This is a genomic window from Blastococcus sp. CT_GayMR16 (genome assembly GCF_004570875.1).
In the GTDB taxonomy this organism is placed as follows: domain Bacteria; phylum Actinomycetota; class Actinomycetes; order Mycobacteriales; family Geodermatophilaceae; genus Blastococcus_B.
Genome location: NZ_SPQK01000005.1, coordinates 142,827 through 158,090 on the forward strand (window position 1 = coordinate 142,827; position 15,264 = coordinate 158,090).

Sequence of the window (15,264 nt, forward strand, 5' to 3'; positions counted from 1 at the left end):
GCCCCGCCCCACACGGCCATCCCGGAGATCAACGTCCCGATGACGGCATAACCCGTCTCGGCACCACTGCCCTGCCGAGCCGGACTCGCGGGTCGAGGTCGAGCGGCCCCGCGTGCAGGGCTGTCCTCGGCCATCGCGTCGGACACTATCTCAGCCCCGTGGAGCAGGCTTTTCCGGGTCCAGGTGCGAGGCCGATGCGGCCCCTGCCGGCGGGGCCGGAGGGGGCACGTAGTACAGCTGGCGAGTCCAGACCCATCGCAGCTGGATTCCGCTCCACAGCAGCGCCCCGGCGACGACCGTGAACGCCAGCGTCCGCACGTCCAGCCACCTGTCGTCGGGCAGCGCGGAGAGGAACGCGAACAGGATCAGCGCCTTGACCAGGAAGGTTCCCAGCGCCGCGGGCAATGTGAAGGTGTCGTCGATGCGACCGGCCCACGCGACCACGATGCTCGAGACCGAGAAGAACGCGGTCACGATCGCGGCGCCCACGAGCACTGCCATGGCGTCCGCCCATCCCAGCAGGAGACCGGTGATCACGGCGGCCACGACGGCCACCGCCGCGGTGATCAGGGCCCCCACCCGGAGGAAGGAGATGTCCCAGGGGACCTGGCTGCGGGGCGGGGTCACGGGACCACCTGTCGGTCGGCCGGCTGGCGCGGAACCGGGCCGGAGGTCGGGTCGGTGACGCGCAGCGCGCGGGCCGTGGGGTGCTCGGCGCGGCTGCGCTCCCGCTGGGCGGCCAACTCGGCGGCGCGCGCCTCCCGCGCCGCCCGACGGGCCCGCGGACTCAGGACGACGACCACGCCGACAACCAGCAGCACGGCGATGGCGACGAGCAGCTCGGCCTGACCCCCGGTGATCGACAGGGCGACGGCGCCGAAGGAGAGCAGGGCCGCCCAGAAGTACATGACGAGGACGGCGCGACGGTGGGAGTGCCCGATCGACAGCAGCCGGTGGTGCAGGTGCATCTTGTCCGGCGAGAACGGCGACTGGCCCTTGCGGGTGCGCCGGATGACGGCCAGGACGAGGTCGATGAACGGGATGAAGAGCACCGCGATCGGCACGAGGAGGGGCAGCGCGAGGGGCAGCAGGCTCGCCGCGGAGTCGAACGACTGCGCGTCCACTCCCCCGGTGGCCGTCACCGCCGCCGCCGAGAGCATGAGGCCGACGAGCATCGAGCCGGAGTCACCCATGAAGATGCGGGCCGGGCTGAAGTTGTGCGGCAGGAAGCCCAGGCAGGCACCGGCGAGCACCGCCGTGATGAGCGCCGGGGCACTCGCGACGTCGTCGTAGCCGGTGAGTCCCAGGTGGTAGCTGTAGGCGAAGAAGGCCAGGGCGGCGATCGCCGAGACCCCCGCGGCGAGCCCGTCCAGGCCGTCGATGAAGTTCAGCGCGTTCACCGTGAGGACGGTCAGCAGGATCGTCAGGGGGACGCCGGTGTCGGGGCCGAAGGAGATGGTGCCGATGTCGGCGACCGGCAGGAACAGGAACGCCAACTGGACGCCGAGCAGCACCATCACGCCGGCCGCGGCGATCTGCCCGGTGAGCTTGGTGAGCGCGTCCAGGCCCCACTTGTCGTCGAGCACGCCGAGCAGGCAGATCAGCCCGCCGGCCACCAGCACGGCGTAGGTCTGGGAGTCGTCGAACGTCCGCTGCAGCGCCGGGAGGCGGCTGGCGACCAGGACGGCGGCGGCCACCCCGAGGTACATGGCCACGCCGCCGCCGCGCGGGGTCGGGATGACGTGCACGTCCCGGTCCCGGGGAGCGGCCATCATCCGGAAGCGGATCGCCACCATCCGCACCACGGGGGTGGCCAGGAAGGTGACCACTGCCGCGGTGAGCAGGACGACGGCGTACTCGCGCATCAGGTCAGCCGGCGCGCTGAGTCTGGTCGCGAGCGGGCTGGGGATGAGCAGTCGGTCGGGTCGGGTGGGGATAGGCAGGGTGCGCGCCGACCAGCTCACGGACGCCGGCGGCCACCTCGGCGGTGCGGCTGCCGTCGGCGTCGCGGATCGCGGTCCCGATGAGCGAGGCGATCGACTTCATGTCGGTCTCGACCATGCCCTGCGTGGTGACGGCCGGGCTGCCGACACGGATGCCGGAGGCGATCGAGGCCGGCTGCGGGTCGAAGGGGATGGCGTTCTTGTTGAGCACGATGCCGGCGGCGTCGCACCGCTTCTCGGCGTCCGCGCCGCTCACCCCGGTCTCCCGGAGGTCGAGGAGCGCCAGGTGCGTGTCGGTGCCGCCGGCGACGGGGCGGAGGCCCTCGGCGGCCAGGCCCTCGGTCAGCGCCTGGGCGTTCGAGATGACCTGCCGGGCGTAGGACTGGTACTCCGGCTGGAGGCACTCCTTGAGGTTCACCGCCTTGGCCGCGACGGCGTGCATGAGGGGGCCGCCCTGCATCATCGGGAAGACGGCCTTGTCGATGGCCTTGGCGTGCTCGCTCCGGCAGACGATCGCGCCGCCGCGGGGACCACGCAGCACCTTGTGGGTGGTGAAGGTGACGACGTCGGCGTAGGGCACGGGGCTCGGGATGGCCTTGCCGGCGACGAGGCCGATGAAGTGCGCGGCGTCGACCATCAGGACGGCGCCGACCTCGTCGGCGATCTCGCGGAACGCGGCGAAGTCGATCAGCCGCGGGATGGCCGAACCGCCGCAGACGATCATCTTCGGCCGGTGCTCCCGGGCCAGGTCACGGACCTGGTCGTAGTCGATGTGCTCGGTGTCGGTCCGAACGCCGTACTGCACGGCGTTGAACCACTTGCCCGAGAAGGAGACCTTCGTCCCGTGGGTGAGGTGACCGCCGTGCGGCAGCGCCATGCCCAGCAGGGTGTCGCCGGGCTGGAGGAACGCCCCGTAGGCCGCCAGGTTGGCACTGGCGCCGGAGTGCGGCTGCAGGTTGACGTGGTCGGCGCCGAAGAGCTCCTTGCCCCGCGCGATGCCGATCTCCTCCGCGCGGTCGACGACCTCGCACCCGCCGTAGTAGCGGCGGCCGGGATATCCCTCGGCGTACTTGTTCGACAGCGTGCTGCCCAGCGCGGCGAGCACCGCGGGGCTGGTGAAGTTCTCGCTGGCGATCAGCTGCAGGCCGTTGCGCAGGCGGTCGAGCTCGTCGACGACGACACCGGCGATGTCGGGGTCGAACGCGGCCAGGGCGTCGAAGTCCGGGCCCCAGTAGGGGGTGCTCATCTCGGGGCGCTCCAGGTTGCTCGGCGCGGGGGTCGCCCCACGGTATCGCCTGGCGCCGGCGGACCCGGTCAGTCGGTGATGTCCGGGACGACGTCGCGGAGGGTGTCGACGGGGATCGCGCCGACGCGCAGCACCCTCAGGGTGGGACCGGTGCAGTCGACGATCGTGCTGGCTGCGGACCCGGTTCTCGGGCCGCCGTCCAGGACGACGGACGCGTGGGTGCCCAGCTGGTCGACCGCCTCCTGGGCGGACGTCGCGGCCGGCCGTCCCGACCGGTTGGCGCTGGAGACGGCGAGCGGCCCGGTGCGGCGGAGCAGGTCGCGGGCGACCTCGTCGTCGGGCAGCCGGACGGCGACCGTCCCCTCGGCGTCCCCGAGGTCCCAGGCCAGTGACGGGGCGTGCTCGAGGACGAGGGTGAGCCCGCCCGGCCAGAACGCCTCGGCGAGCTGGTGGGCTGCCGGCGGCAGGTTCACCACGAGCCCGGCGATGGTCGACGCCTCCCCGATGAGCACCGGGACGGGCATCGTCCGGCCCCGGTTCTTGGCCGCGAGCAGGCCGGTGACGGCGGCGGGGGTGAACGCGTCGGCCGCGACGCCGTAGACGGTGTCGGTCGGCAGCAGCACGAGCTCACCGCGGCCGATCGCGGCGGTGGCCGCGTCGAGGCCGGCGGCGCGGGCGGCGGGGTCCGAGCAGTCGAAGAGGTCAGCCACGGGGCAGTAGTCTCCCCCACCGCCGGTTCACCGACGGCGGGCGGTGGTGAAGCGGGGCCGGCCGGCCAGGTCGGGATGGTCCTCGACCTCGGTGAACGCACCGTGCGCACGGACGACGGCCGGGAGCGCGCTGCCCTGCTGGTCGGCGTGCTCGATGCCGAGCCACCCGCCGGGTCGCAGCAGCCGCGCGGCGGTGACGAGCAGGCCGCGCACGACGGCGAGGCCGTCGGGTCCGCCCCACAGCGCCAGCGGCGGGTCGTGGTCGGCGACCTCGCGCGGCACCCCCGCGCCGTCGGGCACGTAGGGCGGGTTGGAGACGACGAGGTCGACGGCGCCGTCCAGCTCGCGCAGCAGGCCGGGGTCGGTCATGTCGCCGTCGAGCACCTCGACCGCGGGGTCACCCGCCTCGGCGCGGGCCGTGGCGTTGTGGCGGGTCCACTCGATCGCGCCGGGGTCCCGCTCGACGGCGGTGACCCTCGCCGCCGGGAACTCGTGCGCCAGCGACAGCGCGATCGCGCCGGACCCGGCTCCCAGGTCGACGACGACGGGCGCGTCGGACCCGGCCAGCCGCTCCAGTGCCCAGCCGGTGAGCTGCTCGGTCTCGGGCCGGGGCACGAAGACGCCCGGTCCGACGGCGAGCTCCAGGAACCGGAAGGGCGCGCGGCCGGTGAGGTGCTGCAGCGGCACCCGGTCGGCCCGCTGGTCGACGAGCGTGCCGAACCGGACGGACACGTCGTCCGGGACGGTCACCAGCGTCAGCAGCCGGCCGCGGGTGACGCCGAGCACCGAGGCGAGCAGCAGCTCGGCGTCCACCCGCGGGGACTCGACGCCGGCATCGGTGAGCCGACGGGCCGCGTCACCCAGCATCTCGCGAACGTTCAGGAGCCGGCCGCCAGCAGCTCGGCCGTGTGCGCCGCCATCAGGGCGTCGATGACCGCGTCGAGGTCGCCGTCGACGACCTGGTCGAGGTTGTAGGCCTTGTAGCCGACCCGGTGGTCGTTGATCCGGTTCTCCGGGAAGTTGTAGGTGCGCACCCGCTCGCTGCGGTCCATCGTCCGCACCTGGCTGCGCCGCTGGTCGCTGGCCAGGGCGTCGGCCTCCTCGCGGGCGGCGGCCAGCAGGCGGGAGCGGAGCACGCGCAGCGCGGACTCGCGGTTCTGCAGCTGGCTCTTCTCGTTCTGCGAGCTGACGACGATGCCGCTGGGCAGGTGGGTGATCCGGACGGCGGAGTCGGTCGTGTTCACGCTCTGGCCGCCGGGACCCGACGAGCGGAAGACGTCGATGCGGAGGTCGTTGGGGTCGACGCTGACGTCGACGTCCTCGGCCTCCGGCAGCACGAGGACGCCGGCCGCGGAGGTGTGGATGCGGCCCTGGCTCTCGGTGACCGGCACCCGCTGCACGCGGTGCACGCCGCCCTCGAACTTCAGCCGCGACCAGATCCCCTCGTCCGCCCGCGACTTCACCGCGACCGCGACGTCCTTGTATCCCCCGAGGTCGGACTCGACGGCGTCGAGGATCTCGGTGGACCAGCCGCGGCGCTCGGCGTAGCGGAGGTACATGCGCAGCAGGTCGCCGGCGAACAGCGCGGACTCCGCGCCCCCCTCCCCCGCCTTGATCTCGAGGATGACGTCCTTGTCGTCGTCGGGGTCCTTGGGCAGCAGCTGCTCGCGCAGCCGCCCCGACAGCTGCTCGACCTGGGTCTCGAGCGTGCGGGCCTCGGCCGCGAACGAGGCGTCCTCCCCGGCCAGCTCGCGAGCGGTGGCGAGGTTGCCGCGGGCCTCGTCCAGTGCCCGGGCCGTCTCGACGAGCGGAGCGAGCTGGGCATAACGACGGCCCAGCCGTCGGGCCCGCGACTGGTCGGTGTGCACGGCGGGGTCGGCCAGCTCCCGCTCCAGGGAGGCGTGCTCGCCGAGCAGGTCGGTCAACATGTCGGTGCCGTCGGTGCTGCTCATGGGAGGACTCCCCTCGTGGGTCGTGGGCCGGACATGCGAACGGCGCCCGTCCCGCCCCTCGAGAGGGGCGGCACGGGCGCCGTCGGGATGGCTACTTGTCGGCGGACTCGCCGGCAGCGGCACCGGCCGTGGCGCGCTTGCCGAACCGCTTCTCGAAGCGGGCGACGCGGCCACCGGTGTCGAGGATCTTCTGCTTGCCGGTGTAGAACGGGTGGCACGCGGAGCAGACCTCGACGGTCAGCTGACCGGTCGGGGACGTGCTGCGCGTGGTGAACGTGTTCCCGCAACCACAGGTCACCGTGGTCTCGTGGTACGCGGGGTGGATGTCGGGCTTCATGCCTGTCGCCTCTTCCGAGAAAGTCTGTGTGTTCGTGTGGTGGAACGCCCACGGCCGGTCGTTATTCCGGCCCGCACAGCGGGGCTCGACGCGCCAGTATTCCTGACGCCCCGAGCCCGCCGGCGAGCGGTCCTCTTACTCGTTGCCCGGGCCCAGCGTCGTCTTCTGGATCTGCATCAGGAACTCGACGTTGTTGCGGGTCTTCTTCAGCTTGTCGAGCAGCAGCTCCAGCGCCTGCTGCGGCTCGAGCGCGGCGAGCACCCGGCGCAGCTTGATGACGATGGCGAGTTCCTCGGGGTTCATGAGGATCTCTTCCTTGCGGGTGCCCGACGCGTTGACGTCGACGGCCGGGAAGACGCGCTTGTCCGCCAGGCGGCGGTCGAGCTTGATCTCCGCGTTACCGGTGCCCTTGAACTCCTCGAAGATGACTGTGTCCATCGTGGAGCCGGTCTCGACCAGCGCCGAGGCGATGATCGTGAGCGAGCCGCCGTTCTCGATGTTGCGGGCAGCACCCAGGAAGCGCTTGGGCGGGTACAGCGCCGTGGAGTCGACACCACCGGAGAGGATGCGCCCGCTGGCGGGGGCCGCCAGGTTGTAGGCGCGGCCCAGGCGGGTGATCGAGTCCAGCAGGACGACGACGTCGTGGCCCATCTCGACCAGGCGCTTGGCCCGCTCGATGGAGAGCTCGGCGACGGTCGTGTGGTCTGCCGGCGGCCGGTCGAAGGTCGAGGCGATGACCTCGCCCTTCACCGAGCGCTGCATGTCGGTGACCTCTTCCGGACGCTCGTCGACCAGGACGACCATCAGGTGGCACTCGGGGTTGTTCGTCGTGATCGCGTTCGCCAGCGCCTGCAGCACCATCGTCTTACCGGCCTTGGGCGGGCTGACGATGAGCGCGCGCTGCCCCTTGCCGATCGGCATGACCAGGTCGAGGACCCGGGTGGTCAGCACGTTCGACTCGGTCTCCAGCCGCAGGCGCTCCTGCGGGTAGAGCGGGGTCAGCTTGGTGAACTCGGGCCGGTTCTTCGCCTGCTCGGGGTCGAGGCCGTTGACCGTGTCGAGGCGGACGAGCGCGTTGTACTTGTCCTTCCGCTCGCCCTCGCGCGGCTGGCGGACGGCGCCGGTGATGGCGTCACCGCGGCGCAGGCCGTGGCGGCGCACCTGGGACAGCGAGACGTAGACGTCGTTCGGGCCGGTCAGGTAGCCCGACGTCCGGACGAACGCGTAGTTGTCCAGCACGTCGAGGATGCCCGCGACGGGCAGCAGGACGTCGTCCTCGCTGACGGTCGGCTCGCCCTGGTCGAAGCGCTCGCGGCCTCCACCGCCCCCGCCCTGGGCGGTACCACCGCGGCGGTTGCGGTCGCGGTAGCGGCGGCCCCGGCGGCCGCGGCCGCCCTCGAAGTCGTCGTCGTCCTCGTCGTTGTTGGGGTTGTTCCGGTCACTGGTGTTGCGGTCGTTCGGATTGCGGTCGTTCGTGTTGCGACCGTCGTTGCGGTTGTCGGGCCGTCCGCCGCGGTCGTTGCGCTCGCCGCGGTCGGGACCGCGGTTCCCGCCGTCACGGTTGGCGGTGCGGTCGTTGCCACCGTCACGGTTGGCGGTGCGGTCGGAGCCACCGTCGCGGTTCGCGCTGCGGTCGTTGCCACCGTCGCGATTGACGGTGCGGTCGTTGCCACCGTCGCGATTGACGGTGCGGTCGGAGCCACCGTCGCGGTTCGCGCTGCGGTCGCGGCCGGCGCGCTCGCGGTTGCGCTGGGGACGGTCACCGTCGGTGCGCTCGCCGTCGGCGGGGGCACTCGCGGTGTCGCTCTCGCCGGCGGAGGCGGCAGTGAGGTCGGCGTCGGAAGAACCGGCGTCCGGGGAGCTCGCGTCCGAGGGGGCGTCGGCGGACGGCGAACCGGCCGGTCGACTGGCCCCACGACGGGTGCGCAGCGGGCGGGTGGCCTCGGGGGTGTCGCCGGCCGAGCCGTTCAGCGGGCCGCTGTTGGCGCCGCCGCTGACGGGGGCCTCGAGCGGCTCGACGGCAGCCGGGGCTGCGACGGGGGCGGAGGCGGTGGTGCCGTTGCTCGCGGAGGGGGCGTCCGCGGAGGCGGACCCGCCCACCTGGCGGGCGGAGATGGCGGCTACGAGGTCGCCCTTGCGCATGCGGCCGGTGCCGGCGATGCCCAGTTCGCCCGCGAGACGCTGCAGCTCGGGCAGCAGCATCCCGGACAGGCCGTTGCCGCGGCGCCGGGCGCTGCCCGTCGTCCCAGAAGCGGCAGGTGCCTCGGTCGTGCCGGCGGCGTCGCGCGCGCCGGTCTCGCCGAGGTCGGTGGTTTCACTCACGTACAGGTCCTTCCCTGCGGTGACCTGCGCGTTCCAGCGCAGGGGGTGCCCCGGTCCCCGACGGTCCGGCCCGGAGGCGGGAACGCACAGGGGAACAGGTCGAAAAGATGCGAGGCGGATCAGCGGCGAAGAGAGATCGTCTGCTTCGGCCCCGCGCGAGGCTCGCCCGAGTGGGCGGCTACGCCGTGAGCCTAGACGCAGCTCACGGACTGGACAACACCGATGGGTACCGGCGTGTTCCTCGTTACCGAGAAGATACCTCAGGCGCCCCCACCAGCACCTCTGCCCCGACCGCGTCGACCTCGAGTGCGAGGACCGACCACCCCGACGGAGTGAGAGCGGCGACCGCGTCCGGTCCGTCCGCGGCTCCGGCGCTCAGCACGAGGACGCTCGGCCCGGCACCGGACACGACCGCCGCGAGACCCTCGGCCCGCAGCGCGTCGATCAACGCGATCGTCGCGGGCATCGCCGCGGCCCGCTGGCGCTGGTGCAGTCGGTCGTCGGTGGCCGCGAACAGCTGCGTCGTGTCGCGGGTCAGCGCGTGCACCAGCAGCGCGGACCGGGCGGCGTTGAAGGCGGCGTCGTCGTGGGGCACGACATCGGGCAGCAGGCCCCGCGCGACGTGCGTCGACAGGGTGGCGTCGGGCACGAGGACGACGGGCCGGAGGTCCGCCGCGACGGCCAGCCGCACGGCCCGCGCTCCCCCGGGCTCGGTCCAGGAGAGGGTGGCCCCGCCGAGCAGGCACGGGGCGACGTTGTCGGGGTGCCCCTCCAGTTCGCTGGTGAGCCGGAGGACCGCCTCCTCGTCGATGCCGTCGACGTCGGGACACAGCGCCCACGCCCCCACCACGCCGGCGACGACCGCGGCCGCCGAGGAACCCATCCCCCGGCCCTGCGGGATGCCGTTGTCGGCGAGCACGCGCAGGCCCGGCGGCGTCCAGCCGAGCTGCGCGCAGGCGGCCCGGAAGGCGCGGACGACCAGGTGCGACTCGTCGGTGGGGAGCTCCCCCTCGCCCACGCCCGAGATCGACACCTCCAGGCCCGACGGCAGGACGGCGAACTCGAGGACGTCGTGCCGGGACAGTGCCAGGCCGGCGCAGTCGAAGGCCGGCCCCAGGTTGGCGCTCGTCGCCGGGACGCGGACCTGGACCGAGGTCACAAGCCGAGCAGGGACGCGGCCGCGGCCGAGTCGACCGGGATGGTCCGGGGCGCGGGCGCGCCGGAGATGGCCCACTCCGGGTCCTTGAGACCGTTCCCGGTGACCGTGCAGACGACCCGCTGGCCGGGCTCGAGCTCGCCGGCCGCGGCGACCTGCAGCAGGCCGGCGACCGAGGCGGCCGAGGCAGGCTCGACGAAGACCGCCTCGCTGCGGGCCAGCAGCCGGTAGGCGGCGAGGATCGCCCGGTCGGTGACGGCGTCGATGCGGCCACCGGAGGTGTCGCGGGCGTCGAGCGCCTTGGTCCACGACGCGGGGTTGCCGATCCGGATGGCGGTGGCGATCGTCTCCGGGTGCTCGACCACCTGGCCGGTCACGATCGGCGCCGCACCCGCGGCCTGGAAGCCCCACATGCGCGGGGTGTGCGAGGCGATGCCGGGGGCGGGGCTGTCGTGGCAGTACTCCTGGTAGCCCTGCCAGTAGGCGGTGATGTTGCCGGCGTTGCCGACCGGGAGGCAGTGGATGTCGGGGGCGTCGCCGAGGACGTCGACGATCTCGAACGACGCGGTCTTCTGGCCCTCGATGCGGAACTGGTTGACGCTGTTGACCAAGCTGACCGGGTAGTCGATCGCCAGCTTGCTGGCCAGCGCGAGGCAGTCGTCGAAGTTGCCCTCGACCTGCAGCAGCTGCGCGCCGTGCACCAGCGCCTGGGCCAGCTTGCCCATGGCGATCTTTCCCTGCGGGACGAGGACGGCGCAGGTGATGCCGGCCCGCGCGGCGTAGGCGGCCGCACTGGCGCTGGTATTGCCGGTCGAGGCGCAGATGACCGCCTTGGCCCCCTCTTCGACGGCCTTGCTGATGGCCATCGTCATGCCGCGGTCCTTGAACGAACCGGTCGGGTTGGCGCCCTCGACCTTGAGGTAGACGTCGCATCCCGTACGGCGGGACAGCTCCGGGGCCGGCAGCAGCGGGGTGTTGCCCTCCTGCAGCGTGACCACCGGGGTGCTGTCACTCACCGGCAGCCGCTTCCGGTAGGCCTCGATCAGCCCCGGCCAGCCCGGCGACACGCTCATGAGAGTCCCTCCACCCGCAGGACGCTGGTGACGCCCCGGACGGCGGGCATGTCCCGCAGCGCCGCAATAGTGGCCGACAGCGCCGCGTCGGGGGCGCTGTGGGTGACGATCACCAGGGTCGCCGCGTCGCCGCTGCCGTCCTGCCGGACCGTCGAGATGCTGACGTCGTGGACGGCGAACTCGTGCGCGACCGTCGCCAGCACACCCGGCTTGTCGGCGACGTCGAGGCTCACGTGGTACCGGGTCGGCGTCTCGTCCATCGGCCGGACGGCGAGGTTCGCGTACCCGGTGCTCGACTGCCCCGCCGCGCCGGCCAGCCGGTTGCGGGCGACCGCGACGAGGTCACCCAGGACGGCGCTGGCGGTCGGCTCGCCCCCGGCGCCCTGGCCGTAGAACATCAGTTGCCCGGCGGCCTCGGCCTCGACGAAGACGGCGTTGAAGGCACCGCCGACCGCGGCCAGCGGGTGCGAGGTCGGGATCATCGCCGGGTGCACCCGGACGGCAACGGTATCGGACATGGCATCGCCGTTCGGCCCGGTGACCCGCTCGCAGATGGCCAGGAGCTTGACCGTGCAGCCGATCTCGGCCGCGCGCGCCACGTCGGTGGCCGACACGGCGGAGATGCCCTCGCGGTGCACGTCCGACGCGGTCACCGGCGTGTGGAAGGCCAGCGACGCGAGGATCGCCGCCTTGGCCGCGGCGTCGAACCCGTCGACGTCGGCGGTGGGGTCGGCTTCGGCGTACCCGAGCTCGGTGGCCTCCGCCAGCGCCTCGGCGAACCCGGCACCGGTCTCGGCCATGCGGGACAGGATGTAGTTGGTCGTGCCGTTGACGATCCCGACGACGCGGCGGATCTGGTCACCGGCCAGCGACTCCCGCAGGGGGCGCAGCAGCGGGATGGCACCGGCGACGGCGGCCTCGTAGTACAGGTCCACGCCCGCCTTCGCCGCGGCTGCGTGCAGCGCCACGCCGTCCTCGGCCAGGAGTGCCTTGTTGGCGCTGACCACCGACTTGCCGGCCTCGAACGCGGCCAGCATGAGCGTCCGGGCGGGCTCGATGCCGCCGATCACCTCGACGACGAGATCGACGTCGTCCCGGGTCACCAGGGCGTGCGCGTCCGTGGTCAGCAGGTCCGCGGGGACGTCGGCGTGGTGGGCCGGACGCCGGACGGCGATCCCGGCCACCTCGACCCGCCGGCCGATGCGCGCGGTCAGGTCGTCGGACTGCTCGGAGATCAGCCGGAGGACCTGGCTGCCGACGGTTCCGCAGCCCAGCAGCGCGACCCGCAGCGGCGCCGTCACGACCGCACCCCCACGGCGTGCTCGGGGGCGGGCTGGGAGGGCGCCGGGGAGGGTGCGGGCAGGTCGGCGAGGACCGCGTCGAGGGCGAACACGTCGGACAGTGTCTGACGGCGGACGATCTCGGTGGCGGCGCCCTCCCGCACGGCGACCACCGGGGGCTTGAGCAGGTAGTTGTAGTTGCTCGCCATCGACCAGCAGTAGGCCCCGGTCGCGGCCACGGCGAGCAGGTCACCGGGCTGCACGTCCGACGGCAGCCAGAGGTCGCGCACGAGGATGTCGCCGCTCTCGCAGTGCTTGCCCACGACCCGGCACAGCGCCGGAGGGGCGTCGGAGCTGCGGTTGGCCAGCACGCAGGTGTAGCTGGCGTCGTAGAGGGCGGTGCGGATGTTGTCGCTCATCCCGCCGTCCACGGACACGTAGTTGCGCACCAGCGGCGTGCCCGGCGCACCGCTGGCCCCGAGCCGGACCGGCTTGATCGTGCCGATCTCGTAGAGCGTCACGGTGCCGGGGCCGGCGATCGCCCGGCCCGGCTCGACCGCGAGGCGCGGCACCGGCAGGCCCAGCTCCGCGCACTCGGACGCGATGACGGTGCGCAGCTTCGCGGCGATGTCGGACGGGCTGACCGGGTCGTCCTCCGACAGGTAGGCGATGCCGAAGCCGCCGCCGAGGTTGAGCTCCTCGAGGGTCTGTCCGGTGGCCTCCCGGACGGCGCCGAGCAGGCCCACGATCCGGTGCGCGGCCGCCTCGAAGCCGGCCGTGTCGAAGATCTGCGAGCCGATGTGGCTGTGCAGGCCGGCCAGGTGCAGCCCCGGCTCGGACACCACCCGGCGGGCGGCCGCCAGCGCATCGCCGGTGGACAGCGAGAACCCGAACTTCTGGTCCTCGTGCGCGGTGGCGATGAACTCGTGGGTGTGCGCCTCGATGCCGACGGTCGCGCGGATCAGCACCGGCACCGGCGAGCCCCCCGCGGCGACGCGTGCGGCGCCGAGCGGGACCAGCCGGTCGATCTCGTCGAAGGAGTCGACGACGACGTGGCCGATGCCCGCGTCGACGGCCAGTTGCAGCTCGACCAGCGACTTGTTGTTGCCGTGCAGGGCGATCCGTTCGGCGGGGAAGCCGGCGGCCAGCGCGAGGGACAGCTCGTTGCCGCTGCAGGCGTCCAGGTGCAGGCCGTCGTCGGCGATCCAGCGGGCCACCTGACCGCAGAGGAACGCCTTCGACGCGTAGTGGACGTCCGCGCCGTCGAACGCGTCGGCGAAGTCGCCGGCCCGGCTGCGGAAGTCGCCCTCGTCGAGCACGAACAGCGGCGTCCCGTGGGTGCGGGCCAGCTCGGTCACCGGGAGCCCGCCCAGGTGCAGCTCACCGCCGATCCGCTCGGCCGACCGCGGCCACACGTGCGGGTCCAGCGCGCCGAGCTCCTCCGGCGGCGCGCCCGCAGCCGTCGGCGGGGTGATGTTGCCGTGGAGCGGCCCCGCCGGGTGCGCCCTCACATCCGCTCCGGGGCGCTCACGCCGAGCACGGTGAGGCCATTGCGCAGCACCACCGCGGTCGCCGAGCACAGCCACAACCGCGCGGTCGTCAGCGTCGTCGGCTCCTCGTCACCGCGCGGCAGCACCCGGCAGGCGTCGTAGAAGCGGTGGTAGGTGCCGGCGAGCTCCTCCAGGTACCGGGCGACCCGGTGCGGGGCCCGCAGCTCGGCGGCAGCGGTCAGGACCCGCGGGAACTCCCCGATCGCCCGCAGCAGGTCGGTCTCCCGCTCGTGGCCGAGCAGCGCGACGTCCACGTCGTCGGGCTCTCCGAGGGAGAGCCCCAGCTCGGCCGCGTTGCGCAGGAGCGAGGAGATCCGGGCGTGGGCGTACTGGACGTAGAAGACCGGGTTGTCGTTGGTCTTCCGGCTCCAGAGGTCGAGGTCGATGTCGATCTGCTGATCCACCGAGGCCCGCGCCAACGCGTACCGGGCGGCGTCGATCCCGATCGCCTCGACCAGGTCCTCCATGTTGACCACGGTCCCGGCCCGCTTGCTCATGCGGACCGGCTCGCCGTTGCGCAGCAGGTTGACCAGCTGGCCGATCAGGATCTCGAGGTGGGCGGCGGGGTCGTCGCCGGCGGCCGCCACCAGCGCCTTGTACCGGCCGACATAGCCGGAGTGGTCGGCCCCCAGCATGATCACGACCTTGTCGAAACCGCGGCCCCGCTTGTCGAGGTAGTAGGCGCAGTCGGCGGCGAAGTAGGTCGGCTCGCCGTCGGCCTTGACCAGGACGCGGTCCTTGTCGTCGCCGAAGTCCGTCGTCCGGAGCCAGACGGCGCCGTCGGCGTCGAACACGTGACCGTGCTCCCGCAGCCGCGCGACCGCCTTCTCCAGGGCGCCCGACTCGTGCAGGCTCGTCTCGGAGAAGAAGACGTCGAACCGCACCCCCAGCGCGTCCAGGGAGCTGCGGATCTCGGCGACCATCAACTCGACGCCGCGGGTCCGGAACACCCGGAGCTGGTCACCGGCCGGGAGCTCGAGCAGGCCGGGCTCGGCGGCGAGCACTTCGGCGGCGATCTCCGCGATGTAGCTACCGGCGTAGCCGTCCTCGGGCACCGGCTGCCCGAGGGCGGCGGCCTGCAGGCTCTGGGCGAACCGGTCGATCTGCGCCCCGGCGTCGTTGAGGTAGTACTCCCGCGTCACGTCGGCGCCGCTGGCCTCCAGCAGGCGGCCGAGCGCGTCGCCGACGGCGGCCCAGCGGGTACCGCCGATGTGCACCGGCCCCGTGGGGTTGGCCGAGACGAACTCGAGGTTCAGCTTCTGCCCGGCGAGCACGTCGGTGTGGCCGTACGCGTCGCCCGCGGTCACGGCGTTGACCGCGATCTGCCCGAGCGCGCCCTGCGCGAGGGTGATGTTGAGGAAGCCGGGACCGGCCACGTCGACGCGGGCGATCCCCGGCTGCGAGCGCAGCTCCCCGGCCAGCACCTCGGCCACCTCCCGCGGCGGCCGGCCGGCGGCCTTGGCCAGCCGGAGGGCGATGTTGGTGGCGTAGTCGCCGTGCTCGCGGTTCTTGGGGCGCTCGACGACGACCCCGTCGGGCACCTCGACGGCGAGCACGCCTCGGTCGACGGCCCCGCCCACGGCGGTCCGTACGACGTCCTGCAGCTGCTCGGGTGTCACCGCACGAGCGTACTGACCCGCCTTCCCGGCACCCCGGGGCTGCCCGGCTCCCGGGGTTCGTACAGGAGCCCGACCT

General features: G+C 73.1%; 13 protein-coding genes. All 13 read right to left on the minus strand.

Annotated features, from left to right (window positions below):
- Window positions 1-150: 150 nt before the first annotated feature.
- Window positions 151-627, minus strand: coding sequence for a hypothetical protein (locus E4P38_RS08390; protein WP_135131315.1), 477 nt, complete (start codon window positions 625-627; stop codon window positions 151-153).
- Window positions 624-1,865: an MraY family glycosyltransferase gene (locus tag E4P38_RS08395; RefSeq protein WP_135131316.1), complete on the minus strand. Its 1,242-nt coding sequence runs from the start codon at window positions 1,863-1,865 to the stop codon at window positions 624-626. Before E4P38_RS08395 ends, E4P38_RS08390 begins: the two co-directional genes overlap by 4 nt.
- Window positions 1,866-1,869: 4 nt before the next feature.
- Entirely contained in the window at window positions 1,870-3,189 is a 1,320-nt protein-coding gene (gene glyA / locus E4P38_RS08400; protein ID WP_135131317.1) for a serine hydroxymethyltransferase, read from the minus strand.
- Window positions 3,190-3,257: 68 nt separating this feature from the next.
- On the minus strand, window positions 3,258-3,899 hold the full coding sequence (locus tag E4P38_RS08405) for an L-threonylcarbamoyladenylate synthase (RefSeq protein WP_135131318.1): 642 nt from the start codon (window positions 3,897-3,899) through the stop codon (window positions 3,258-3,260).
- Window positions 3,900-3,926: 27 nt separating this feature from the next.
- The gene (prmC, locus tag E4P38_RS08410) at window positions 3,927-4,766 is read right to left on the minus strand and encodes a peptide chain release factor N(5)-glutamine methyltransferase (RefSeq protein ID WP_135131319.1); all 840 of its coding nucleotides are present in this window, start codon (window positions 4,764-4,766) and stop codon (window positions 3,927-3,929) included.
- Window positions 4,767-4,777: 11 nt separating this feature from the next.
- Complete coding sequence (gene prfA / locus E4P38_RS08415) at window positions 4,778-5,851, minus strand: peptide chain release factor 1 (RefSeq protein ID WP_135131320.1); 1,074 nt, start codon at window positions 5,849-5,851, stop codon at window positions 4,778-4,780.
- Between the two features lie 91 nt (window positions 5,852-5,942).
- Window positions 5,943-6,188 carry a 50S ribosomal protein L31 gene (gene rpmE / locus E4P38_RS08420; protein ID WP_135131321.1) on the minus strand — a complete coding sequence of 82 codons (246 nt, stop codon included), beginning with the start codon at window positions 6,186-6,188 and terminating at the stop codon, window positions 5,943-5,945.
- Window positions 6,189-6,323: 135 nt separating this feature from the next.
- Window positions 6,324-8,390: a transcription termination factor Rho gene (gene rho / locus E4P38_RS08425; RefSeq protein ID WP_348633783.1), complete on the minus strand. Its 2,067-nt coding sequence runs from the start codon at window positions 8,388-8,390 to the stop codon at window positions 6,324-6,326.
- A 364-nt stretch (window positions 8,391-8,754) separates the two neighbouring features.
- Window positions 8,755-9,669: a homoserine kinase gene (gene thrB, locus E4P38_RS08430; RefSeq protein ID WP_135131323.1), complete on the minus strand. Its 915-nt coding sequence runs from the start codon at window positions 9,667-9,669 to the stop codon at window positions 8,755-8,757.
- Window positions 9,666-10,739: a threonine synthase gene (gene thrC, locus E4P38_RS08435; RefSeq protein WP_135131324.1), complete on the minus strand. Its 1,074-nt coding sequence runs from the start codon at window positions 10,737-10,739 to the stop codon at window positions 9,666-9,668. The genes thrB and thrC overlap by 4 nt, the downstream gene beginning before the upstream one ends.
- A complete protein-coding gene (locus E4P38_RS08440; RefSeq protein WP_135131325.1) occupies window positions 10,736-12,040 on the minus strand; it encodes a homoserine dehydrogenase in 1,305 nt (434 codons plus the stop codon). Before E4P38_RS08440 ends, thrC begins: the two co-directional genes overlap by 4 nt.
- Complete coding sequence (gene lysA / locus E4P38_RS08445; protein ID WP_135131326.1) at window positions 12,037-13,530, minus strand: diaminopimelate decarboxylase; 1,494 nt, start codon at window positions 13,528-13,530, stop codon at window positions 12,037-12,039. The genes E4P38_RS08440 and lysA overlap by 4 nt, the downstream gene beginning before the upstream one ends.
- Window positions 13,527-15,188, minus strand: a complete 1,662-nt coding sequence (argS, locus tag E4P38_RS08450; RefSeq protein ID WP_135131327.1) for an arginine--tRNA ligase — start codon at window positions 15,186-15,188, stop codon at window positions 13,527-13,529. Before argS ends, lysA begins: the two co-directional genes overlap by 4 nt.
- Window positions 15,189-15,264 lie beyond the last annotated feature (76 nt).